This is a genomic window from Pseudoalteromonas sp. SCSIO 43201, from assembly GCF_023716725.1.
Classification (GTDB): domain Bacteria; phylum Pseudomonadota; class Gammaproteobacteria; order Enterobacterales; family Alteromonadaceae; genus Pseudoalteromonas; species Pseudoalteromonas peptidolytica.
The window spans coordinates 1,471,975-1,495,342 of record NZ_CP072683.1 but is presented as its reverse complement, the minus strand read 5'-3'; the positions used below and the strand labels follow the sequence as shown (position 1 = coordinate 1,495,342).

The 23,368-nt window shown below is 43.0% G+C and carries 21 protein-coding genes; 13 read left to right on the top strand and 8 right to left on the bottom strand.

Annotated elements, in window-relative coordinates; genetic code table 11:
- Positions 1–21 precede the first annotated feature (21 nt).
- Both J8Z24_RS06415 and fghA read left to right on the top strand, forming a co-directional pair.
- Positions 22–1,143, top strand: coding sequence for an S-(hydroxymethyl)glutathione dehydrogenase/class III alcohol dehydrogenase (locus J8Z24_RS06415; protein ID WP_217704566.1), 1,122 nt, complete (start codon positions 22–24; stop codon positions 1,141–1,143).
- A gap of 55 nt (positions 1,144–1,198) precedes the next feature.
- The gene (gene fghA, locus J8Z24_RS06410) at positions 1,199–2,050 is read left to right on the top strand and encodes an S-formylglutathione hydrolase (protein ID WP_252095481.1); all 852 of its coding nucleotides are present in this window, start codon (positions 1,199–1,201) and stop codon (positions 2,048–2,050) included.
- A gap of 288 nt (positions 2,051–2,338) precedes the next feature.
- Here fghA and J8Z24_RS06405 read toward each other — a convergent pair whose 3' ends face one another.
- Together J8Z24_RS06405 and J8Z24_RS06400 are read right to left on the bottom strand one after the other, a co-directional pair.
- A complete protein-coding gene (locus tag J8Z24_RS06405; protein ID WP_252095480.1) occupies positions 2,339–3,667 on the bottom strand; it encodes a serine hydrolase domain-containing protein in 1,329 nt (442 codons plus the stop codon).
- 148 nt (positions 3,668–3,815) lie between these two features.
- Positions 3,816–5,717: a beta-ketoacyl synthase gene (locus J8Z24_RS06400; protein ID WP_128729915.1), complete on the bottom strand. Its 1,902-nt coding sequence runs from the start codon at positions 5,715–5,717 to the stop codon at positions 3,816–3,818.
- Positions 5,718–5,834: 117 nt separating this feature from the next.
- Between J8Z24_RS06400 and J8Z24_RS06395 the strand changes: the two genes are divergently transcribed.
- Positions 5,835–6,827 carry a GlxA family transcriptional regulator gene (locus J8Z24_RS06395; RefSeq protein WP_128729914.1) on the top strand — a complete coding sequence of 331 codons (993 nt, stop codon included), beginning with the start codon at positions 5,835–5,837 and terminating at the stop codon, positions 6,825–6,827.
- A 17-nt stretch (positions 6,828–6,844) separates the two neighbouring features.
- Here the strand turns inward: J8Z24_RS06395 and J8Z24_RS06390 are convergent, their stop codons facing one another.
- On the bottom strand, positions 6,845–7,321 hold the full coding sequence (locus J8Z24_RS06390) for a transcription elongation factor GreAB (RefSeq protein WP_125253870.1): 477 nt from the start codon (positions 7,319–7,321) through the stop codon (positions 6,845–6,847).
- Positions 7,318–7,707 (bottom strand): hypothetical protein, encoded by a 390-nt coding sequence (locus tag J8Z24_RS06385; protein ID WP_252095479.1) that lies wholly within the window; start codon positions 7,705–7,707, stop codon positions 7,318–7,320. Before J8Z24_RS06385 ends, J8Z24_RS06390 begins: the two co-directional genes overlap by 4 nt.
- 350 nt (positions 7,708–8,057) lie before the next feature.
- On the opposite strand from J8Z24_RS06385, the gene ccoN reads away from it, so the two are divergent.
- The 10 genes from ccoN (at position 8,058) to uspE (ending at position 17,161) form a co-directional block, all read left to right on the top strand.
- On the top strand, positions 8,058–9,491 hold the full coding sequence (ccoN, locus tag J8Z24_RS06380; RefSeq protein WP_099028745.1) for a cytochrome-c oxidase, cbb3-type subunit I: 1,434 nt from the start codon (positions 8,058–8,060) through the stop codon (positions 9,489–9,491).
- A gap of 12 nt (positions 9,492–9,503) precedes the next feature.
- A complete protein-coding gene (ccoO, locus tag J8Z24_RS06375; protein ID WP_125253868.1) occupies positions 9,504–10,178 on the top strand; it encodes a cytochrome-c oxidase, cbb3-type subunit II in 675 nt (224 codons plus the stop codon).
- 5 nt (positions 10,179–10,183) lie between these two features.
- Positions 10,184–10,369, top strand: coding sequence for a cbb3-type cytochrome oxidase subunit 3 (locus tag J8Z24_RS06370; protein ID WP_125253867.1), 186 nt, complete (start codon positions 10,184–10,186; stop codon positions 10,367–10,369).
- Positions 10,366–11,331, top strand: a complete 966-nt coding sequence (gene ccoP / locus J8Z24_RS06365; RefSeq protein ID WP_125253866.1) for a cytochrome-c oxidase, cbb3-type subunit III — start codon at positions 10,366–10,368, stop codon at positions 11,329–11,331. Before J8Z24_RS06370 ends, ccoP begins: the two co-directional genes overlap by 4 nt.
- A gap of 119 nt (positions 11,332–11,450) precedes the next feature.
- Complete coding sequence (locus tag J8Z24_RS06360; protein ID WP_125253865.1) at positions 11,451–11,942, top strand: FixH family protein; 492 nt, start codon at positions 11,451–11,453, stop codon at positions 11,940–11,942.
- A gap of 6 nt (positions 11,943–11,948) precedes the next feature.
- Positions 11,949–14,324, top strand: coding sequence for a heavy metal translocating P-type ATPase (locus tag J8Z24_RS06355; protein WP_147389263.1), 2,376 nt, complete (start codon positions 11,949–11,951; stop codon positions 14,322–14,324).
- Positions 14,321–14,521, top strand: coding sequence for a cbb3-type cytochrome oxidase assembly protein CcoS (gene ccoS / locus J8Z24_RS06350; RefSeq protein ID WP_125253863.1), 201 nt, complete (start codon positions 14,321–14,323; stop codon positions 14,519–14,521). Before J8Z24_RS06355 ends, ccoS begins: the two co-directional genes overlap by 4 nt.
- Position 14,522: 1 nt before the next feature.
- The gene (locus J8Z24_RS06345; RefSeq protein WP_176031846.1) at positions 14,523–15,194 is read left to right on the top strand and encodes a sulfite exporter TauE/SafE family protein; all 672 of its coding nucleotides are present in this window, start codon (positions 14,523–14,525) and stop codon (positions 15,192–15,194) included.
- Positions 15,195–15,377: 183 nt separating this feature from the next.
- Positions 15,378–16,112, top strand: coding sequence for an FNR family transcription factor (locus J8Z24_RS06340; protein ID WP_125253861.1), 735 nt, complete (start codon positions 15,378–15,380; stop codon positions 16,110–16,112).
- Positions 16,113–16,237: 125 nt separating this feature from the next.
- Positions 16,238–17,161 carry a universal stress protein UspE gene (gene uspE, locus J8Z24_RS06335; RefSeq protein ID WP_147389265.1) on the top strand — a complete coding sequence of 308 codons (924 nt, stop codon included), beginning with the start codon at positions 16,238–16,240 and terminating at the stop codon, positions 17,159–17,161.
- A 70-nt stretch (positions 17,162–17,231) separates the two neighbouring features.
- Here the strand turns inward: uspE and J8Z24_RS06330 are convergent, their stop codons facing one another.
- From J8Z24_RS06330 to ttcA, 4 genes are all read right to left on the bottom strand, one after another.
- Positions 17,232–18,185 (bottom strand): Kelch repeat-containing protein, encoded by a 954-nt coding sequence (locus tag J8Z24_RS06330; RefSeq protein ID WP_252095478.1) that lies wholly within the window; start codon positions 18,183–18,185, stop codon positions 17,232–17,234.
- A gap of 360 nt (positions 18,186–18,545) precedes the next feature.
- Positions 18,546–19,742 carry a PepSY-associated TM helix domain-containing protein gene (locus J8Z24_RS06325; protein ID WP_176031848.1) on the bottom strand — a complete coding sequence of 399 codons (1,197 nt, stop codon included), beginning with the start codon at positions 19,740–19,742 and terminating at the stop codon, positions 18,546–18,548.
- Positions 19,743–19,775: 33 nt separating this feature from the next.
- Entirely contained in the window at positions 19,776–21,929 is a 2,154-nt protein-coding gene (locus tag J8Z24_RS06320; RefSeq protein WP_176031849.1) for a TonB-dependent siderophore receptor, read from the bottom strand.
- Positions 21,930–22,440: 511 nt separating this feature from the next.
- Positions 22,441–23,334 carry a tRNA 2-thiocytidine(32) synthetase TtcA gene (ttcA, locus tag J8Z24_RS06315; protein WP_125253885.1) on the bottom strand — a complete coding sequence of 298 codons (894 nt, stop codon included), beginning with the start codon at positions 23,332–23,334 and terminating at the stop codon, positions 22,441–22,443.
- Positions 23,335–23,368: the final 34 nt, after the last annotated feature.

Genomic DNA, 23,368 nt, shown 5'->3' with positions numbered 1-23,368 from the left:
TTTTAAAGAAAGGAAAACACTATGTCTGAATTTATTAAATCTAAAGCCGCTATAGCGTGGGGCCCGGGCCAACCTCTTAGCATTGAAGAAGTGGATGTAATGCCACCGAAAAAAGGCGAAGTCTTAGTAAAAATCACTGCAACGGGCGTATGTCATACCGATGCTTTCACTTTGTCTGGCGACGATCCAGAAGGCGTATTCCCAGCCATCTTAGGTCATGAAGGCGCAGGTATCGTTGAGGCGGTTGGTGAAGGCGTTACCAGCGTTGCCGTTGGCGACCACGTGATCCCATTGTACACACCAGAGTGTGGCGAATGTAAGTTCTGTAAATCTGGTAAAACGAACCTTTGTCAGCAGATCCGTGAAACCCAAGGTAAAGGCTTAATGCCAGATGGCACAACTCGCTTTTATAAAGACGGTAAACCCATTTACCATTACATGGGCACGTCAACCTTTTCTGAGTACACGGTATTACCAGAGATCTCTTTGGCTAAAGTAAATAAGGAAGCGCCTCTTGAAGAGATCTGCTTGCTTGGCTGTGGTGTTACTACGGGAATGGGTGCAGTAATGAATACTGCTAAAGTGCAAAAAGGCGATACCGTCGCTATTTTTGGCCTTGGTGGTATCGGCTTATCCGCTATCATTGGCGCAACGATGGCTGGTGCGAGTCGTATTATTGGCGTTGATATCAATGAAGACAAATTCGAGCTTGCGAAAAAACTTGGTGCTACCGATCTTATCAACCCTAAGAATTTTGATAAGCCAATCCAAGAAGTTATCGTTGAAATGACGGATGGCGGAGTAGATTTCTCATTTGAATGTATCGGTAATGTCGATGTCATGAGAAGTGCACTTGAGTGCTGCCACAAAGGCTGGGGTGAGTCTGTGATCATCGGCGTTGCAGGTGCAGGACAAGAAATATCGACACGTCCTTTCCAACTAGTCACAGGCAGAGTATGGCGTGGTAGCGCTTTTGGTGGTGTAAAAGGCCGCTCGGAGCTTCCTGAGATTGTCGAGCGCTACATGGACGGTGAGTTCAAGCTCAATGACTTTATCACTCACACTATGAAGCTTGAAGACATAAACGAAGCCTTTGATTTAATGCACGAAGGCAAGAGTATTCGGTCAGTGATCCACTACTAACAATATTTTTCAAGGGCGCATTCGCGCCCTATCTCGCTTCATAAAGGAGAATTCGATGGAACTGATTTCCAGCAACAAAGTGTCAAACGGCTGGCACAAACGCTATAAGCACTCGAGTCAAACAACCCAGTGCGATATGACGTTCGCTATTTTTTTACCTGAAACTGTCAATGAAGGGAAAAAAGTGCCTGTGTTATATTGGCTTTCAGGGTTAACCTGCAGCGATGAAAACTTCATGCAAAAAGCAGGTGCTTTTAAAAAAGCCAACGAACTAGGTATTGCCATAGTAGCACCGGATACCAGCCCACGTGGAGAAGATGTGGCTGACGATGAAAATGCTAGTTACGATTTTGGCCTCGGTGCCGGCTTTTATGTCAATGCCACACAAGCACCATACAATAAGCACTATCAGATGTATGATTATGTGACACAAGAACTACCAGAGCTTATCGAAGCGCACTTCCCTGTCAGCAATCAAAAAGCCATTAGTGGTCATTCAATGGGTGGTCATGGCGCCCTTGTCATTGGACTCAGAAATCCAGATATGTATACCAGCATTTCAGCGTTCAGCCCTATCGTTAACCCGAGTAACTGCCCTTGGGGGGAAAAAGCCTTTTCAGGTTATTTGGGGGACGAGCCCCAGCACTGGCAGCAGTATGATGCCACGGTATTAATGACGAATTACGACCAGCCAGTAAGAAGACCGATATTGATAGAGCAAGGCACTGAGGATCAGTTTTTAGAAGCGCAGCTAAAACCTTGGTTATTTAAAGAGGCAGCTGAAAACGCCAGTTACCCTATCACACTGAACACTCACGACGGCTATGATCATAGTTATTTTTTCATCTCAAGTTTTATTGATGAGCACCTAGCCTTTCATCACCGTCACTTTGTAAACCGTGACTAGACTATGTTTTGTAGTGACTGAACTCTTGAATAATAAGAAAGCTTGGTAGATAGCTAATAATGTGATTTGTTATACCAATTTTCTTAATTAAGTGGTCAATTTTGAGGCGAGAAAATCTTGTCGATAACTCCGCTGCCGTGTCCTGCTATCGCCAAGGTACCTACATCCGTGTAGGCAAGGCAAAAATTTTGCTATTTAGTTGTTCTAAATGAGAAATTTTTAACGCTGTTAGCGTCAGATTTACTCCTTCAAATTGAGCAAGTATTAAGTCAAATTGGTATTAAGCACTCATTGATTTTTAGACATCAAATACTCCGCTACTGCAGCGTATGCAGGCAATGAAGTCGGGTCAATGACGCTATTACCTGCACTTGGGTGTGATGCGAAGCGCACAATAACCATTTCAGCTTTTGGTGCAATATAAATTGTTTGCCCATGTACGCCACGCGCAGCATACGCGCCATATTGGTTATGAAAGTGCCACCACATACTCCGGTAGCTGCCATTTGGCAAAGTGGAAAATCTCGCTTTCTCAAAAGCTTGGGTAGACCCACCTGCAACAATGCTACCGACAGCAGCTTTGTCAATAACTTGTATACCTGCTACTTTCCCCTGATTTAACATCGTAAGGCCAAGTCTTGCCATATCACGTAAGCTAGCACTTATCCCGCCTCCAGCAAAAGGAGTGCCGAGACCATCAACAGTAACGTCTGCATCTTGCTGCATGCCTAGGGGTTGCCACAAGAGCTCGGATACCACCTCGTTGTACTTTTTCCCAGTTACACGAGAAATAATCCACCCTAGTACATCACTATTTACTGTTTTGTACCCAAACGATTCACCATGTTCACCGCTTGCTTTAATCGTTTGCAGGTATTCAAAATAACCTTGCGGCCCCTCATATCCTTTTGGTTTTGGCAGCGGGTTTGCTGCAAATGCGTACTGCCATATATCCGCTTTTGGATCTGCATAGTTTTCACTATATTCTAGTGCAGTTGTCATATCCATCACCTGGCGCACGGTTGCGCCGCCAAAAGCTGAATTTTTTAATTCAGGAATAATACTGGATACCATTAGGTTCTCATCTAACCTTCCCCTTGCGATGAGCATTTCAGCAATAAGGCCTGTTACCGATTTTGTCATAGACATAACAGCATGATTTTGGGTTTGATCTAAGCAGCCAAAGTATCGTTCATAGACAACTTTGCCTTGATGCAAAATTATGATGCCATCAGTATAATTTGCTTTCAGGCTTTGTTCCCAAGTAAGCTCCTTGTCACTTCCTGATGGTAAAAATGTCACATCGTCAATACCTGCTAGTAAATCAAACTCTAGTGGCCGATAACCAGCAATCTGACGCTTTATGCTTTCTGTTGGCAAGAGCGCTCTCATATTGCACACAGACCACCGCAATTTAGGAAAACTAAAAAAGTTACTATCGGGTTGCGTTATCCGCTTATCTGGTTTGGGCGGGAAACCTTGCATCCACGCCATAGTCTTGGGATCAGACTGCTCTGCTGTCAATGCCGGTTTGCTGTGAGCCGAGTAACTACTGGAGATAAGAAGTAAAGTGCTCAGTAGCGGCAAGAATAAAGTGCTACCTTTGATTTTTCGCATGCTGATATTCCTTTCGGGGAATTGTATTAACATCAATTGCTATAACTTTAATCTCAGCTTCTCACTTCAGCAAACTTTATTTCTGTGACGAAAAAAGGCGTACATCCTGTACGCCTTGCTTGCTTAACATTAATCTTTCTTGTCTTATTTATTCGGTCAAATCTGCATAGGGGTTATGTGAGCACAATTGAATGCTTTGTGTAAACCCTGGAATAGACAGTTCATGTTCGCTTATCACCAGTGCAGATTCATCAATCATCCCCTCGCCAAAGCGATAAATAATCTCAAATTGACCATGATCTGCGGCGTATTGATACGCAACCTGCCGCTGTGATGTTTGTCCTAATTTTTGTTCATATTCAGTAAGTTGTTCTTGACTATAACGCTTACTTATCAGCTTTTTAGTGAGTGTAGGAGAAAACACAGTCGCAGTGGCGTTATTTCCACCAAACCCTTTTGAATTTATAAACGCTATATCCATAGGGTCGCAATGATAGTGCTCGGTACGAATATCTAGATGCTCGTCATATACATCATCAGCAACACCGCTAATGGTTGTGATCCCTGGCATGATATTGTATTCAAACACCCCCAGTGCCATTGCTAATTGATCGCCAGAAGCTGGCGCAATGGTGTGACCAACATACGCTTTTGGCGCCGCAACTTTCCAGCCATTGATCGAAAACGTTTGTGCTAATTTATGATATATCAGTGACTCTGTAACACGATTTTGTGGTGTACTTGAGCCATGGGCAAGAATAAAGCTACGTTTTGCTAACGCCTCTGAACCGGCAATTTGTTGAGCAAGTGCAACTGATTTAGCCATAGTAATATAGTTGCCAGGACCTGGGGCGGTTATCGATTTCTTTACCCCATCAGCATTAACAAACACATCTGCTACAGATCCCATAATATGGGCACCTAATTCCAGTGCTAAAGCATCATCCATTAAGATAGCCACTTGAGCACCTTCTCCGATAGTGAAGCCGCAATTTTCGCCAAAAGGACGGCTTGTTTTGCGATAGTTTACTTCATCAGTGCCATCAAGTTTACGTAACCCCTCTTCGTTCGCCAGCGCTCCCATATTACCAAACCCCTCTATAATTTCAGGAGTAATGGCACATTCAACACTTGCAACGATTGCTACGCGAGTCCGACCTGCTTGTATATCGTTAACCGCGGCGCGTAAATTATATAGGAAGGTTGCGCATGCGCCTGTTGTTGTAAATGTAGTGCCAACGCTTCCTGTCACATACGCATTGATAAAATCAGTGGACATCGTGTTGAGTCCGAGCGCTAGCTGTTTGGTGCTTACCCTATCACCACGTAAACGGCTACGAACTAGTCCCCCTAGCCCTTCATCGTGCATTTGCCCTGCAATAGACGCTGAATATGTACCTATTTGATCAGGGCGTACACTGTTCATCACATTTTCCCACTCTAGACCAGTTGAGCGGATAGCATCCGTAGCGGCAAAAATCGTAGCCTGCAAACCTCTGGGCTGATAGCGACTGTTATACATCAACGCGGGATCAAACCCTGTTGGTAATTGTCCAGCAGCTTTAATCGGGTTATCTCTGTAGCTGTCATGTTTTACTTCAACTTGATCCGTAATGGTGACTTCGACTGTTTTCGGATCGAGTTCGAGTATTTGCCAACTCTCAGGTGTGGGATTAGGTAAATCGCGTTTGCGACAGTTAAATACAATTTTACTGTCGTTATTCGTTTTCATTGTCAGTTTCTGCTGCCAAGGAGTAGCATCAACATCAAAGTGGTTTTTTTCGATCTTACGAATTAACGTACCCGCTAAGATCTGCTCACCAAAACGCGATTCAACTTCAGATTCTCTTATTACTTGGTTGTCGTTATCTACAAGTTGACCATCAATAAAACGGACTAAGTTCATCAAGCTTGCAAGACCTAAGTATGTTTCTTGTCTGTCTTTGGCCTCTAATTTGTCAAGTACAATCCGTTTAAAGCCTTGATGGAAAGAGGTGCGCCCAGCGGCGTTAATCCCCCCCATTCCTACAATAATTGGCAATGCTGTCATGTTATTTCTACTTCTGAACTAAGATAATTCTGTGATTTTAATTGCATTTTCACATAGCTCTTATCAAAATACGCCATATATAAATCAATTTTCGCCAACTTAAAGAGGTCGGAGCAGATGAAGCCTTGTACAAAAATCGCCATTGTTCTTTATCGACATATGCTCATTACGAGTGTTACTTTACCATTGGAGATGCTAAAAGCAGGACAAGCCTTTGCGAAAGTACATCTAAAAGACGCTTATACCCCTTTAGACATTGTGCTTTGTAGTAGTCATGGTGAGGCAATAAAAGCGGATGAATACATCACATTAGAAGCACAAAGCGATTTTAGCGCATTACCCTTGTATGACTATATTATCGTACCGAGTATTTGGCGTAATCCACGACCTATAGTAAAACAGAATCAAGAATTGAGCGCATCTCTCGCAGATGCGTGGGAAGCAGGCAGCACCTTAATTGGTGTTGGTACAGGGGTGTGTTTTTTAGCCAGCTCAGGGTTGTTAAACGGCCATTCAGCCACAACCCATTGGCATTTTGCCAAGCAATTCTCGCAGCTTTATCCTAATGTCGAATTAAAACCAGATTACTTTATCACGCAATCCGAGCGGATTTACACCATCGCCAGTCTCAATGCGCTGGCAGACGTTATAGTTCATCTTATAGAACTGTTATACGGCACAGATGCAGCACATCATGTACAGCAAAACTTTTCTCACGAGATCCGAAAACCATATGAAGAGCAGCGCTATTTAGAAGGTGCGGTTGATCGTCATGCTGACGAACAGATCGCCGCAATCCAATTTTGGCTCAAGAACAATGCCGCTGATGAGATCACTTTACCTGCTGTAGCAAGTCAGTTTGATATGAGTTATCGCACCTTCAATCGCCGTTTTAAACAAGCTACGGGCCAAACAGCGGTCGGCTACTTACAGCAAGTAAGGGTTGAAATGTGTAAAGAGCTACTGGCCAGTAGTAATCTATCCATACAGGATATTGCCCTGACCTGTGGGTTCAACTCTCAAGGTCAATTGAGTCGTGTGTTTCGCCAGCTGATCGGCAAGTCCCCTTCAACGTATCGTGACGTAGTACGCAAAAAGCTGTTCTCATAAATAGCTGTCAGCAATCTCTAGAGAATTTGCGACACCGTTAAAGTTTGTTCCTGACCATTGAATAAAAACGAAATATCATCATCGATGGTAAGCCCTTGCAAGCGCTTTGCAAGTGGTGCGTCAAACGTGATTACAAGTACAGGGGTCTCTTTATATTGAATTTTTAGACCACCTTCACTTGGTGCAAAATAAAACCAATGGCGGTCACCTTGTTCATCATCTATTGCAACTAACGCATTATAGGTAATCGTGTTACTAACTGGATTACTCACCTGATTGAGGATCTGTTGCTTTGCCAAATACATTGCATCAACGCGCTCGCTTTGCCCTTCAGCCAAATAACCATACTCAATGCTGAGTGAGTCATATTGGGTTTCAGCAGCGCTTTGTTCATGAGTCGCATCTGCACGAGCACTGTTTGCAGCAGCAGTCGCTTCTATCAACTTTTGTTCCAGTGCAAATTTTAAATACTCAATAAAAACCGTTTTAATCATCGATAGTTAACCGCAATAACATGAGATGCAAAAAGCCGTTCTCCGTCCACACTCAACTCCAAACGTAACACCCAACGCATTGATTTATCCGTACACATACCAACCATTGTCGTGGCCTCTAGTGTGTCTGCGTCGAAGAAGACTGGAATTCTGCCCATATTCATGTTTTCACCTTCCAACCAAGCTGAATGCACCACTACTTTAGTCGCACTTTTGAGTCCTATGGTAAATTCGGTTTCAGGTTCTACCTGCCCAGAGCCCAGATAAATAGAGACCTGAGGTGTTAAGTTACATGGTGATGAAAATTTACAGACATTTCTTGTTACTGAACTTTCACTTTTTTCTGAACTTTCATGTATAATGATATTTGGGTCTGAACAGGCCACGAGGAAAATACCTAGCAATCCTATTGTTAATTGCTTTACAACCATAGGGGTTTACCGTCACTTCTGAATCCTGCGCAGTGTACGCAAGTTTCGGGGGAATTGCTAGGTTGCTTAAGAAGCGAACAAAAAGCGTTTGAAAACTTGATTGATGTCATAATTTTAGGCGTTTTAGGTATCTTTTCATAAGCAAAAAAATTATCATTTCCTCGCAAAAATAAAGGTTTCTCGGGCTGGTTAGGTTTTCACTCATATTTTGAGTTAAAACATGACGGGCTTGAGGAAATATAACTAGGGCCTGTAATTCAGGTAATTCATTTCTAATCGCAATAAATTGCAGCGGAATCCAGAAAATGAGCCAAACAGTAGCATCACAAACTGAGTACAATTATAAAGTTGTACGCCAATTCGCTATCATGACAGTGATTTGGGGCATTGTTGGCATGGGTGTAGGTGTATTTATCGCAGCGCAACTTGCGTGGCCTGCGTTAAACTTCGACATTCCATGGTTAACTTACTCTAGACTTCGTCCGTTACACACGAACGCAGTAATCTTTGCATTTGGTACAAGTGCACTATTTGCAACCTCTTACTATGTTGTTCAGCGCACGTGTCAAACGCGCCTGTTCTCTGACAAACTTGCCGCATTTACCTTTTGGGGTTGGCAAGCCATTATCGTAGCTGCGGCTATCACGCTTCCTCTAGGTATTACTTCTTCTAAAGAATATGCTGAACTAGAGTGGCCAATTGATATCGCAATTGCAGTAGTATGGGTTACTTATGCTGTAGTATTCTTTGGTACTCTTATCAAGCGTAAAGTGTCACACATCTATGTAGCAAACTGGTTCTATGCTGGCTTCATCATTACTGTTGCAGTGCTTCACATTGTAAACAGCATGGCTATCCCTGTATCTTTAACTAAATCATATTCAATCTACGCAGGTGCTGTAGATGCAATGGTTCAATGGTGGTATGGCCACAACGCAGTAGGTTTCTTATTAACTGCGGGCTTCCTTGGTATGATGTACTACTTCGTACCAAAACAAGCTGGTCGTCCGGTATACTCATACCGTTTATCAGTTGTTCACTTCTGGGCGCTTGTTTCTCTTTATATTTGGGCAGGTCCTCACCACTTACACTACACTGCGCTACCTGACTGGACTCAGTCTTTAGGTATGGTGATGTCAGTTATCTTATTCGTTCCTTCTTGGGGTGGTATGATCAACGGTATCATGACGCTATCTGGCGCTTGGCACAAACTACGTACTGACCCAGTGCTGCGCTTCCTAGTTGTATCTCTATCTTTCTACGGTATGTCTACGTTCGAAGGTCCGATGATGGCTATCAAGTCAGTAAATGCACTTTCTCACTATACTGACTGGACTGTTGGTCACGTACACTCAGGTGCACTTGGTTGGGTTGCTATGATTTCTATCGGTGCAATTTACCACTTAATCCCTGCGCTATTTGGTCACGGTAATATGTACAGCATCAAGCTAGTTAATACGCACTTCTGGCTGCACACAGTAGGTGTTGTACTTTACATCGTTGCAATGTGGATCTCTGGTGTTATGCAAGGTCTAATGTGGCGTGCAGTTAATGCTGACGGTACATTAATGTACAGCTTTGTTCAGTCACTAGAAGCTTCTAAGCCTTTCTATATTATGCGATTCCTAGGCGGTGTATTCATCGTGGTTGGTATGCTAGTAATGGCTTACAACGTATTCCGTACGGTTACTGCAAAAAGTGGTCAATTAGCCACTGATGCAAACCCGCAAGTGGCTTAAGGGGTGTCGAGTATGAGCAACAATAACTCAACAAACAAACACGAAATCGTCGAAAAGAACGTTGGCCTAATGGCTATCTTAACGGTATTCGCGATTAGCTTTGGTGCATTAGTTGAAATCACTCCCCTAATGTTCCAAAAAGATACCACTCAGCCGGTAGAGGGTCTACGCCCACTGACTGCGCTTGAAATGGAAGGTCGTGACATCTACGTGCGTGAAGGTTGTTATAACTGTCACTCACAAATGGTTCGTCCATTCCGTGATGAAGTAGAGCGTTATGGTCACTACTCTGTAGCAGGTGAGTCGGTATGGGATCACCCATTCCAGTGGGGCTCCAAGCGTACAGGTCCAGACCTTGCTCGCGTTGGTCAACGTTATTCAGACGATTGGCATTATGCGCACCTAATGGATCCTCGCTCTGTAGTGCCTGAGTCAAATATGCCTGGCTACCCTTGGCTTGATACTACTAAGGTAGATACCACTTATACTCTGAAAAAATTACAAGTGTTCCGTGATGCTTTTGGTATTGACAAGTCGTCAGACCGCTACAATGGCAAAGGCTACGGTGATGATGCTGAACTACAAGCGCAAGTTGATGAAATCCACGCGATGAACGGTGGCGAAGGTGCAACAGAAATGCAAGCACTAATCGCTTACTTACAGCAACTTGGCACACATTTGAAGTAATTGTTATGGATTACGGCACATACAGAGGCATTTTGACTCTGGTAATTTTGGTACTGTTTTTAGTGATTGTTGTGTGGGCATATAGCAAGCGTTCTAAGCGCCGTTTCGACGACGCAGCTAATGCCATTTTTGAAGATGAGAAAAAACACAATAGCACTATCTCTAACGAGGAAAAGGAGTCTGAAAAATGACTAGCTTTTGGAGTATTTGGGTTATCGTACTAACCCTTGCATGTCTAGCTCTGATTTTCGGCTTGCTGCTTTGGAACCTAAAAAACTATGTAGGCGTCAAAGAAGGCGAGAGCTGTGGTCATGAGTTTGACGGAATTGAGGAACTAAACAACCCACTACCTAAGTGGTGGACATACATGTTCTTCGCAACTTTTGTTTGGTCTGTTTATTATCTTGCAGCCTATCCAGGTCTTGGTAACTTTAAGGGCTTTTTGAACTGGACGAGTTCAAACCAAGGTATTACTACTTTGGAAGAGTCCAAAAACGCGATCGCTGAAGCTAAAGCCAATGGCGAGTGGGTTCAGCTTGACCAAGAAGTGAAAGCAGCAGAAGACCGTTTTGGCCCTATCTTCCAAGAATTTGCTAAGCAAGATGTTTTAGCATTAGCTGAAAACGAAGAAGCACTTGAGATCGGTCAACGTCTATTTGCACAAAACTGTGCACAATGTCACGGTTCTGACGCTCGTGGCGGTACAGGCTTTCCAAACCTAACTGACAAAGATTGGTTATACGGCGGAACACCAGACGCAATTAAAGCGACATTACTTCACGGTCGTGTTGCCGCAATGCCTGGTTGGCAAGATGCACTTGGTGATCAAGGTATTAAAGAAATGACGGCTTATGTACTCAGTCTGTCTGGACGTACTGTTAACCAAAAAGATGCGGATGCAGGTAAAGCTAAATTTGCGATGTGTGCAGCATGTCACGGTATGGATGGTAAAGGTTCTGTTGCCCATAATCTACCATTCGGAGCACCAAACCTAACCGATAATATTTGGCTTTATGGTGGTTCTCAACGTGCAGTTGAAGATACACTTCGTCATGGCCGTGCCGGTGTAATGCCAGCTTGGAAAGACATCTTAGGTGAAGATAAAGTTCACCTGTTAACGGCGTATGTTTACAGCCTGTCACAAGACAAGTAAACAGCTCGTTTAGAACTTTATTTGAGATCAAAAAAGCCTCCTATTTGGAGGCTTTTTTTTAGGTATTTACCGTAACTTACGGTAGAATATCCGCAAGTTTTATAGCCATGTGAGCAACTATGAACCCTACCCCTTGGTATAAGAATTTTTGGCCTTGGTTTTTAATGTTTTTCCCACTTGTCACTGTCGTTGCCTGTGTTTTTCTCATCACATTTGCCGTCGGTAATGGCCCCGATATGGTCGTTGATGATTACTACAAAAAAGGTAAAGCGATCAATCTCGAACTCAGTAAGTTTGATAAAGCCAAAGCACTCTACTTACATGGTGATCTGCAAGTTGCAGAACAAAAAGTAACGTTTAAATTCACCAAAGGCGACGCTTCAAAAGTTCACGCACTAAAACTCTCTTTTTATCACCGCACCATAGAAAAATACGATTTCGACGTCACCCTTACTAAAAATGCCAGCGGAGCGTTCACCGGTTTATTTGATGAACCCCATGAAGGTGCATTTACTGTATTTATAGAGCCTATGGATAATAGTTGGAAAATGAAAGAAAAGATCCAACTTCCACACAATGGCATCATCGCAATTACTCCTCAGTATAAGTAAACTGCCATGGCCAACTCGTGTTTTCATTGTTTAGAGCCTATTCCCAAGGGATTTGTAGGCTCAGTTACCTTTGAGGGTAATACTCAACCTGTGTGTTGTATCGGCTGCCAGGCCGTTGCAGAAACTATTATTTCTCAAGGGATGAGCGATTATTACACTTACCGAACTGAAAGTGCGGGAAAAGTCGAAGAGCTGATCCCCGAGCAGCTAAAAATGCTGCTCAGCTACGATAATGACGAGATACAAGAAGATTTCGTAGAGACGAGCGGCGACACCAAAGAGGTGTTATTGAGTGTTGAAGGCATAAGCTGCGCCGCCTGTGCTTGGCTAATAGAAAAACAACTATTGGCTCTTGGGGGGATCATTCGTGTCGATGTCAACACCTCAACTCATCGCGCGATGATAGTGTGGCAAGACAAAAAAGTTAAGCTCAGTGACATCATAAAATCCTTAATGGAAATTGGTTATAAAGCTTACCCCTTTCAAGCCGATGAAGAAGCCGCCCAAAAACAAGCTGTAGCAAAAGCATATATCCGTCGGTTAGGTGTTGCGGGTTTGATGACCATGCAAGTCATGATGTTTGCATTTGCCATGTATTTTGGCATGTTTTCAGGAATGGAAGAAGATTTTGAGCAATACTTCCGCTGGATAAGCCTGATCCTTGCCTCCCCGGTTATTTTATATTCAGCAATGCCATTTTTAACCAATGCCGTTAAAGGGCTAAAAGCCAAACAACTGAATATGGATTTGCCGGTTTCCTTAGCTATTTTTGGTGCCTATGGCGCGAGTACCTATGCCACATTTATGGAAGTCGGTGAGGTATATTTTGAGTCTATCTGTATGTTTACCTTTTTATTATTATTGGGTAAATATTTAGAGTTTAGAGCTCGATTAAAAGCCAGCGAATTTACCGCTAACCTACAAAAATTACTACCGCTGACTGCCAGAAAAATCGATGATCAGAACAACGAACAGCATATCGCAGCAAAAAAACTTAAACTCAACGATCGTATACTAGTCAAGGCTGGCGAGACCATTCCAGCGGATGGCTTAGTCATCAGCGGTAATACCACTGTTGATGAGTCTATGATGACAGGTGAACACCAACCTGTTAAAAAGTATCAAGGTCACCAGGTATATGCCGGTACTGTTAATCACGATGGTGTGATCACGCTAGAAATTAATAAAATTGGTCAGAACACCCTGTTGAACCAGATAATACGGTTACAACATAATGCACTTACAAAACGCCCAAAACTGGTCGAAGTAACCGACAAAGTGGCTCAATGGTTTGTTGCCTGCCTACTTGTATTTGCATCCATAACGGCAATTGGCTGGTATCCTATTTCACCAGATAAAGCGTTTTGGGTTACAATTTCGGTGTTAGTTGCTACCTGCCCCTGCGCCCTAAGCTTGGCTATACCAACTGCTTTAACCTGCGCTGTGGCTTCGCTAACCAAAAAAGGAATTTTAATCAAAGAAGCACATGTCCTTGAAACTGCAACAAAACTCACACGCGTGGCGTTTGACAAAACAGGGACTTTGACGGATGGTCGCTTTTCAATTAAACATGTTGAAATACTACAGACTCAATATACAGAATCTCAAATTCTAGAACTTGCGGCAGCATTAGAGCGTTTTTCAGAGCACCCTATTGCACGTGCATTTGCCCACATAACACCTGCAGATAACTTAATTCAAGATGTTGAAGTCATTGCAGGGTCAGGTATTAAAGGCCGCTGGCGTAGCCATGAGTTAGCCTTGGGTAAAAGTCATTGGTTTAATAACCATGCTTCTTTTGCGCAAGCTACATTATTTGTTGATGGTAAGGCCATTGCCGATTTTTATTTCAACGACAAGGTCAAAAATAATGCGGAGTCTGTCGTAGAGAAACTACAACAAGCTGGCCTTACATGTCATATGCTCACAGGTGATAGCTCTAACGCAGGTAAGGAGCTATCTGCTCAGCTGGCGCTCGATAGTTATCAAATTGGCTGCACACCAGAGCTTAAGCAACAAGCAGTAGATACGTGGTCAGAGCAAGGTGAAGTGGTCGCTATGGTGGGTGATGGTATTAATGATAGCCCTGTGTTTAATAGTGCTCACTTATCTGTTGCGATGGATACTGGCGCTGATATTTCAAAAAACACCGCGGATGTCGTACTACTCAACAGTGATTTAAACGCCATTTTGGCACTACAGCAGGTAGCGAAGCAAACACGAAGGATTGTAAAGCAAAACCTCACCATTTCATTAATGTACAACGGCTCCATCTTACCGCTCGCGGCACTTGGCTTGATCCCCCCTTGGATTGCAGTGATCGGTATGTCAGCAAGCTCCATCATCGTAATTGGAAATTCATTAAGGCTATTAAAACTATGAGTATTATCTACGTATTAATACCTATCGCTATTTTATTCGTCATTATTGCAATTGGTATTTTCTTCTGGGCGGTAAGAAGTGAGCAATTTTCCGACTTGAATAAACAAGGCCACAGCATTTTATTTGACGACGATAAAATAAAAGCGGACGAAAATAACGCTAAACGTTCCACAAATAAGTCAGACCAAGATAATTAACATGAATGAGGTTAGCCTGCTGAGTGCGCTTATCATGGGGCTTGCTGGTAGTGGACATTGCTTAGTCATGTGTGGGGGAATAGCCAGCTCATTGCAGCTTGCCAGTAAACAATTGCCAAGTTTAGTTGTTGCTATACTTTACAACGTCGGCCGTATCAGCAGCTATGCGTTAGCAGGCGCATTAGTTGCGCTACTAGGTGCAAGCTTAGCAAAACAAAATACTATGATTGCCAATGTGCTGCAACTGATGAGCGGTGTCTTTATGATATTGATAGGCATATATATTATGCGCCTCGCCAGCACACTAAAGTGGCTTGAATCGCTAGCGAAAAGCCTAATATGGCAGCATATAGTTAAGCTAAATAAATATTTGGTACCAATCAATACAAAGCCAAAGGCCTTTCTATATGGCGTATTGTGGGGATGGTTACCATGTGGATTAGTATATTCGGCGCTAACTTGGACACTCCAAGCTAAAAGCCCACTTGAAGGCGCATTGATTATGCTCGCTTTCGGCGCAGGCACTCTACCTGCGCTTATTGCCATGGGACAGTCCGCGTTACTATTACAAAAGTTTATTAATCATTTAGTTACACGAATTATCATGGGAAACTTACTGATTTGGTACGGCGTTTATCTAATTATTATTGCAACTGATAAGCTAGTACATTAACCTATCCTTATCTAAGCAAACTCATCATTTTAGATGACTAGTGACATTTTTTGAGAGTAGGAGCTCCAATTAAAAACAGTTTCATCTTTTGCGTGTTGTGAGAGTTTGCGGCACCCCAGGCCACTCAAAAAATGAGTAGTAACTGGAGTGCCTTCGTGTGCGTCACAGACTTATGGAAATTTTATGGACTTAAGTAATCAAAATCGCTCGAAGAGCCAATGCACCATTAGCTGTAACAACTGCAGCATCAGCCAGCTATGCTTGCCCTTTTCATTAAATGGCAGCGAAATGGATAAGCTGGATGAAATTATCGAACGCAAAAAGCCCCTACATAAAGGCGACTATCTATTTGAATCTGGTAGTAAGCTAAATGCTATTTTTGCTGTTCGTTCTGGTTCATTTAAAAGTTATACCCTGTCAGAGCAAGGTGATGAACAAATCACAGGGTTTCACTTAGCGGGTGATCTCGTTGGTTTTGATGCCATCAATAAGATGCAGCATCAAAGCTTTGCACAAGCATTAGAGACCTCAATGGTATGTGAGATCCCATTTGATACGTTAGATGAACTTGCTGGAAAATTACCTAAGTTACGCCAGCAAATCATGCGTTTAATGAGTAGTGAAATTAATTATGACCAAGAAATGCTGTTGCTTCTTAACAAAAAGACAGCGGAAGAGCGCCTAGCTACGTTTATATTTAATCTCTCCAACCGCTTTGGTGAACGCGGTTTTTCTCGCAAAGAGTTTCGCTTTACGATGACGCGTGGTGAAATTGGCAATTACTTAGGTTTAACCGTTGAGACTATCAGCCGCCTGCTCAGTCGTTTTCAAAAAGCAGGGATCATAAAGGTTGAAGGTAAGTTCATTACGATTAATGATGCTGAGGCACTCGCTGAAACAGCAGCAATTGCATCTTGATTTAAAACAAACTAATTATTGTTAGGGCTTTATCCTTAAGTAAGATCGGTTACACTCAATAGAGTCGCAAAGGTAATACTAGCTTGCGGCTCTTATTGTTAATTTGCCGTTTTAAGGAGATAGTCGTGGATCAAATTAAAAATATACTCACCGTTATTGACCCAACCAAAGAGCGTCAGAATAGCCTAGCGCGTTCTATTAACCTCGCTAAACGTACCGGTGCAGATATCACCGCATTTATGTCTATCTACGACTTCTCTTACGAGATGACAACCATGTTATCTAAAGGCGAACGTGAAAGCATGCGTGAAGCCGTGATCAAAGATAGAGAGCTGTGGCTGGCGGATATGGTCAAAGCTTTCCCCGACGTCAATATAAAAACCAAAGTAGTTTGGCATAACCGTCCATACGAAGCCATCATCAAAACCGTGCTTGAGCATGAGTATGACCTCGTCATTAAATCTACTCACGAGCATGACACTTTAAAGTCCGTTATCTTTACGCCTACCGATTGGCATCTTATTCGAAAGTGCCCCGCTCCGCTCCTACTGGTGAAAGATCACGCATGGCCTGAGCAAGGCAATATTATCGCCGCAGTCAACTCTGTAAGTGATAATGAGCAACACCAAACGTTAAATAAGCGTATTATTACTGATGCACAATTTTTATGTGGGTTGGCAAACGCGAAGCTTAGTTTGGTCAACTCTTACCCTGCGACGCCTGTCAATATTGCTATTGAGATCCCCGAGTTTAACCCATCGCAGTACAATGAAGCGGTTAAAAAACACCATGAAGATGAAACCTTTGCGTTAGCAGATACCTTCTCGATAGACAGACATGACTGCATTATCAAAGAAGGTCTACCTGAAGATGTGATCCCGCATGTTGCCAAAGAGAAAGATGCTGAACTTGTCGTTATTGGTACTGTTGGTCGTACCGGCTTGAGCGCAGCGCTTGTAGGTAATACTGCTGAGCATGTTATCGACAGTCTTGACTGTGATGTATTGGCATTAAAGCCTGATGGCTATCAATCACCGCTAGCAGATTGATATTCCTCTAATAACAAGGGGAGTCTTGTTAGACTCCTCCTCTGATTTACCTTATTTTTGTGACAGTGCACTAATCGAGTAACTTGAATTTAACCGTACTCTTTAGCGTTTCTTTCGGGCCTAGTTTTGAAGCGCCTCCCATCACATAAACCCAGCCATTATGACTCACTTGACCGTGGCCATGACGTGGAAATGGCATATCCGGCAACGATTGCCAGGCATCAAGTTTTGGATCATAAAGCCATGCAGACTTGTAAACCTTGCCAGTACCCTGTTCATTTTGATAATCAAGAGCTTCGCCACCAGTAACCAAGATCTTACCGTTAATCACGCTTGCGGCTAAACCAGCTGCCGCTATGGGTAGAGGTGCCAACGCTCTCCAAGAATCAGTTGTGCTGTTATAAACTTCTACCGTGTTTAAATTTGTAGCTTCATCCCCGCTTGTCCGCCCACCAATTACATAAATATCATCGCCAATCACGGCACTGGCCGCAGAACTTCTTGGACTCGGCAACGGCTTTGCTCTACTCCAGTAAGCATTGTTTTTTAATACATAGTGCGCTGTACTATCAATGTTGCTAACAGAATCATCGTCAAGAGTCTTGCCACCAATAACATGAATATTCATCCCCATGCTAGCATATACAGATTCAGCTAAAGGACTTGGTAAACTTGGTGCTGACACCCAACGTCTGAGGCGACCATCTAAGCGATATACTGTCGATTGAGGTTTCCATACTGCTCCCTTTGTTCCGCTAAATCCACCTATTGCATAGAGGTAATGAATATTACTTGCAAACCCTATATGGTGCCTCGGATCAGGTAAAGAGGGAGCACGCTTCCATATCTCCTCCGATGGATTTAACAGATACACCTTATCGGACGGACCAAGCCCTTGAAAAGTCTCCAGCTCCGAAGCACTAAACCCACCACCTACAAAAATGCGATTGATAAAAACGGTCGGATAAATTTCCTGAAATGCTACGGGTAAAGATGTCGAAGTTTGCCAAGTTTGCTGTGACATGCTCTCTTGGGCATGCACATTTGTGGCCCCCATTGCCAAAGCCGCTATACAAAATATGTACTTAAATGTTAGTGGTAGTCGTCTCACCGAAGCCTCTCGTGCACATTTACTTTCGCCATGTGCGTTTAAATAGGGTTGTTATCAACTATATAGTAAGTCATGCAGGCAAACAAAGGCTGGAGTATCAATTCACTACTCGTTGTTTTTCGCTCTATCCGTTTACTAACTCTTAGAACTATTCATAAATAACAACTATTTATACGAAAAATCCAGCCTCTAGGTTCAATAAAATAAAACCCTTGTTCTGCTTGCCAGTCAGGCTACCAAAATTAAGGAAAAATCAAGAATAACCTGTCATGACTAGATATATCTCTGTATCCAGAACACGAAGTAAAACGCGGATAGCAAAAAGAGTGGCGCGGTAGCGAGTTGTGCTCGAGTGATATGTGATGATTTTGTCCGCTTCCATGTCATCAACACACCTGTTAATGACATTCCGCTCAATGCAACCCCCATTAAAAACCACACCAATTTTGAGCCCAGCCCAGCAAAATAGCCGAAGTGCAGTGGATCGGCATACTCATTGAGATAACTGCTAAGTTTTAGGTTTTGCGGCGCTTGGACCTCGACGATCGCTAATGTTGCGGGGTTGATATAGACTTTATGAGCACGATCACGAAGTAGTGGGTTACTGGCTACACCTTGAAAGCGTAGTGCAGATGTTTCTGTTCTTGGAAAATGTACACTGGTGATAGTCCAACCGTTGATAGCCCCCTGAGCTTGATTAAAAGCAGCCTCGAACTGCTCACCAGAGAGCGCGACTTGACCTTGAACTGATTTGATTTGTTCTATTTGTGGTGTTCTTGGCTCCAAACTATGATCGACTACCCGTAAACCAAACTCAAATAAATACCAAAAGCTCGTCAGAATAATGATGGTAGTAAACCAGAGTCCCCACAACCCTAGCATCTTGTGTAAATCACTTAATAGCACCCTCGACCCTTTTGTTAGTCGCACACGCCAAAGCGCTATTTTCCAGTTTTTTGTGGTTTTTAGACCGGTGTAAAGAGAAATCAATAAGACAAAAGCGAAAAAAGTAACGATTGGTAGCCCAGGGACGGCAGGCATAAACATATAACGATGGAAGTCTCTAAAAAACCGTTGTACGGTCAGTGTTGAAATATCCCCTGTCACTTCATAAGTCCATTGATCGACATGCACATATCTGTCTTTATCACTCTCAAACGACACACGTGCTCGATATGTAAAATAGTCGCCTCCAATAGTGCCTAACGTTAACATACGTCCATCAGGGTATTGCGTTGAGATTGACTCGTACATCGCACGCCAAGCTGTCGCAGTATGCTCAGACTTTCCTTGGGGCTTGTCCGTCGCTCGCATTTGATCGAAGACAAGCCAGTCAATTTCATTTGATACCGTTGCAATTGTGCCGGTTGTGAGGATCACAAACATGACCATCGCAAGCTGAAAACCAACCCAAGCATGCAAATCATACAGTTTCCGCAGTCGTTTTCTTTGCTTGGTTTTGTCTAACATTTAGCCCTCACAACGATTGATGACAACGATAAACTACCAATTATAGGTAAACTCAAGAAACGCATTTCTAGGGTCGCCCGGGAAATGCCCGGTACGTGCTAAGAAACCAGACTCGGCATATTCTTTGTCGAAGACGTTTTCAACTCTAAATAACACGCTGTAGTTGTCTACTTCCCAAATGATTGAAGTATCAGCAACAAAGTATGAATTAAGCGTTTGCCCCGATAGGCTCAATTGCTCATCGACATAATTCCCACCGACAGCAAATGCTAAGTTCCATTGTGGGATCTGGTATCTTGTCCAAATGCCCAATTGATTTTCTGGCGCATTGGCAAATCTATCACCGACACTATTGCGGATCCCACCAGAGCCATTATCAGCCGTGATTTTGGCATCATTATAAGCATATGCAAAACTCACCACCCAATCTGGTGTCACGTCAGTGATAAGTTCAACCTCCACACCTTTACTGGTTATTTCACCAATTGCAGCTAGATTATCAACTCCATCTTGTTCTGGGTCGACCCCTGTACTTTGCAGCAGGTTTTGCCTCTTTATTTCGTAACCCGCCACCTTCAACAACGTGCTGCCGCTGAATAGCTCAGCATTAACACCAACTTCGATGATGTCGCCGGTTGTCGGGTCGAACGGTCCACCAGCTTGCACATCCTGACTCGAAACGCCCTGAGGCTCATAAGAATCAGCCCATTGTGAGTATATCGACACGTCGTTAGATAGCTTATAAATACCACCCACTCTAAAGCTGATGTTGCTATCGTCAAATTTAGTGCCGTTCGCATCGTCCTCAAACTTATCGAAACGCATACCGCTAACTAGAGTAAATTTATCCCAAGCTAGTTCATTTAAAACGTAAGCACCGTTACGCTTTTGCTTTGTAGTGCGCTGTGGCGCAAATTTGACATTGTATTGGCTCGGGTCTGTTTCTCCATAACGTGGCTTATGTAACGACAGTGGCAAAATATCAGAGTTTAGAGAGGTGCCATTTAGATAGCGGAAAATAAAGTCATTTGAAGCAGAGGCACGACCTAACAAGGCATCTTCTTCACCTGAATAGATGTCAATACCAAATGCTGTACGATGTTCGGCACTGAATGCTTGGCTCTCATAGACAAAGTTTGCAGCAAACGACAGTTGGGATTGCGCTCTTAATTGATCGCGAAACTCACGCGCTACTAGGTCAATATACCCATTACCGTCACTGTCTATTAACGCCCTTGGCTCATGATAGTTCTGTGATTGCTCATTATCAATATAGCGCAGTGCTACGTCGTAATTTAGAGATGAAGTTAGCTCACCAACCAAACTCGCTTGTAGTACATCCGATGTCAGATCTAAAAAGTCGGATGGTTCATTATGATTCCACTTAGGATAGGTCAGAAACTCGCCACTATCATCTGCTGGCACACCGCGAAGTCGGTTAGCATCAAGATCTTGTTTGTAGTGTGTATATTGCAGTACCAGACGTGCATCATCAAAGTCATAGGCATAGCCTGTGTCAATTATTGCGACTTCACTGGCGCTGTTATCACGATAGGTATCTTGTTGTTCATAAAACGCGCCGAGTCGAATGCTTTGTGCTTCAGCAACTTCAGAGGTGACTTCTGCAGAGCCGCCAAAACGGTTGTCTGTACCAAAGATGATACGTGTGTTTGCACTAAATTCTGCTTGTGGCTTTTTTGTAATGTAGTTAAATAGCCCCCCTGGTGCACCAGGTCCGTAGAGCATACCTGATGGTCCTTTTAAAAAGTCGACACGTTCAACATTAAAAAGTTGCGGTACGTTAAAACCAACGTATGGGTCTCCTCTTAAGCCGTCAAAGTAAATTTCTTCCTGACGAAAACCACGTGCTGTGACTCCGGCATAACTGAATTGACTAACACCTGCAATATTGCGGTATAAATCCTTAGCGTCTCTTGCACCTAAGTCATGGATCAAATTCGCATTCAGCGAGGTAATCATCTGAGTTGAATTTAATGGGTCAACCGCAAGCTTTGCCGTAGTGGACTCACCATTACGATATAGATTCAATGTTCGGCTCACCACCGTGATCGTTTCAATCTCTTGCTCTGTCATTTCTTCTTGAGCATTTTGTTGCTTTGCTGACACTTGCAGCGAGGGATACATTATCGCTAAGACAATAAGGGAAAGCTTAGATATTTTGTTCATTAGGGGTCACACAAGATAATTATAAAAACAGCATATAAATAGTAACAATTATTAGTTGCATTTAAAATAACAAATAGAAAATAATTGCAATTTCCAACACAGTTAGTATTGGATTGCTCCTAATGATAAATTTTTAATAAAGCACTGATTGAGTTCCCCGCTCTGACCTCAGTCTCGAACGCATGTAATACCCATTAACCCGAGGGTGAAGGAAGCATCCATGCCCGTTTTGTTAAACATGAACCTTCTATCGGGCAGCGCAAACTGTTCAGTAATACTGTTCAGTAATAAAGTCAAAATGGGGTTGATTGATTGGAGATTTGAGCAAAAAGGCGGACTGCTAAAACCACTTTAAAAGGAGGCTAAATACAGCGCTAGGTAAAGGCACCTAGCGCAACGAGAAGTTATCCCAATTGTCGTAATTAAGTGGTCTATTGTGAGGTGAGAAAATCTTAACGCAGTTAGCGTCAAATTTACGCCCAAATTGAGCAAATATTAATGCTAATAGGTATTAAATATTTGTCACATCAATAAAGAGTGACTCATCTATATTTGTTGACGAAACTACAGCCTCATTAAAGTCATACGCTTCTCGTTCACCATTTCTATCAAGAGGCAGACTTTCAAAATCGAATAACTCTGTATCTGCCAACTGACTTGGGCTAACGTTTTGAATAGATTTAAAAATATTCTCTACGCGGCCAGGGGTTTTCTTGTCCCATTCCACCAACATAGACTTGATATTCTGCCTTTGTAAGTTTTCTTGTGAGCCACATAGGTTACATGGAATGATTGGAAAGTCTTTATGCTCGGCATACTGAAGCAGATCTTTTTCGCGAGCATAAGTTAGTGGGCGGATCACCACATTGCGACCATCATCTGAACGCAGCTTTGGTGGCATCGCCTTCATTCTCGCGCCATAGAACATATTTAGGAACAGTGTCTCAACAATATCATCTAAGTGGTGACCTAACGCTATTTTCGTCGCGCCAATTTTCTCGGCGAAAGAATATAAAGTACCACGGCGTAAACGAGAGCAGAGCCCACAGGTAGTCTTACCCTCAGGTACTTTTTCTTTAACCACTGAATAGGTATCTTTATCTATGATGTAGTATGGAATATCTAAGCTTTCAAAGTACTCAGGCAAAATATGCTCAGGGAAACCGGGCTGCTTTTGGTCTAGGTTTACCGCTACAACATCAAAATGGATCGGCGCTGCTTTTTTTAGATTTAGCAAAATATCCAGCATTGCAAATGAGTCTTTACCACCACTGATGCAAGCCATTACGACGTCACCTTCTTCGATCATATTATAATCTTTAATGGCATTACCGACATTGCGGCGCAAACGCTTTTGCAGCTTATTGAACTCTAAAACTTCTTTACGATTATCTTGCTCTATCATGGTGTTAGGTGCCGTACTCATACTTACTCAAGTC

What these genes read in the sequence shown, in the direction of transcription:
- J8Z24_RS06415 (WP_217704566.1), top strand. Translation starts at nt 22, where the DNA reads ATGTCTGAATTTATTAAATCTAAAGCCGCTATAGCGTGGGGCCCGGGC.
- fghA (WP_252095481.1), top strand. Translation starts at nt 1,199, where the DNA reads ATGGAACTGATTTCCAGCAACAAAGTGTCAAACGGCTGGCACAAACGC.
- J8Z24_RS06405 (WP_252095480.1), bottom strand. Translation starts at nt 3,667, where the DNA reads ATGCGAAAAATCAAAGGTAGCACTTTATTCTTGCCGCTACTGAGCACT.
- J8Z24_RS06400 (WP_128729915.1), bottom strand. Translation starts at nt 5,717, where the DNA reads ATGACAGCATTGCCAATTATTGTAGGAATGGGGGGGATTAACGCCGCT.
- J8Z24_RS06395 (WP_128729914.1), top strand. Translation starts at nt 5,835, where the DNA reads ATGAAGCCTTGTACAAAAATCGCCATTGTTCTTTATCGACATATGCTC.
- J8Z24_RS06390 (WP_125253870.1), bottom strand. Translation starts at nt 7,321, where the DNA reads ATGATTAAAACGGTTTTTATTGAGTATTTAAAATTTGCACTGGAACAA.
- ccoN (WP_099028745.1), top strand. Translation starts at nt 8,058, where the DNA reads ATGAGCCAAACAGTAGCATCACAAACTGAGTACAATTATAAAGTTGTA.
- ccoO (WP_125253868.1), top strand. Translation starts at nt 9,504, where the DNA reads ATGAGCAACAATAACTCAACAAACAAACACGAAATCGTCGAAAAGAAC.
- J8Z24_RS06370 (WP_125253867.1), top strand. Translation starts at nt 10,184, where the DNA reads ATGGATTACGGCACATACAGAGGCATTTTGACTCTGGTAATTTTGGTA.
- ccoP (WP_125253866.1), top strand. Translation starts at nt 10,366, where the DNA reads ATGACTAGCTTTTGGAGTATTTGGGTTATCGTACTAACCCTTGCATGT.
- J8Z24_RS06360 (WP_125253865.1), top strand. Translation starts at nt 11,451, where the DNA reads ATGAACCCTACCCCTTGGTATAAGAATTTTTGGCCTTGGTTTTTAATG.
- J8Z24_RS06355 (WP_147389263.1), top strand. Translation starts at nt 11,949, where the DNA reads ATGGCCAACTCGTGTTTTCATTGTTTAGAGCCTATTCCCAAGGGATTT.
- ccoS (WP_125253863.1), top strand. Translation starts at nt 14,321, where the DNA reads ATGAGTATTATCTACGTATTAATACCTATCGCTATTTTATTCGTCATT.
- J8Z24_RS06345 (WP_176031846.1), top strand. Translation starts at nt 14,523, where the DNA reads ATGAATGAGGTTAGCCTGCTGAGTGCGCTTATCATGGGGCTTGCTGGT.
- J8Z24_RS06340 (WP_125253861.1), top strand. Translation starts at nt 15,378, where the DNA reads ATGGACTTAAGTAATCAAAATCGCTCGAAGAGCCAATGCACCATTAGC.
- J8Z24_RS06330 (WP_252095478.1), bottom strand. Translation starts at nt 18,185, where the DNA reads ATGTCACAGCAAACTTGGCAAACTTCGACATCTTTACCCGTAGCATTT.
- J8Z24_RS06325 (WP_176031848.1), bottom strand. Translation starts at nt 19,742, where the DNA reads ATGTTAGACAAAACCAAGCAAAGAAAACGACTGCGGAAACTGTATGAT.
- J8Z24_RS06320 (WP_176031849.1), bottom strand. Translation starts at nt 21,929, where the DNA reads ATGAACAAAATATCTAAGCTTTCCCTTATTGTCTTAGCGATAATGTAT.
- ttcA (WP_125253885.1), bottom strand. Translation starts at nt 23,334, where the DNA reads ATGATAGAGCAAGATAATCGTAAAGAAGTTTTAGAGTTCAATAAGCTG.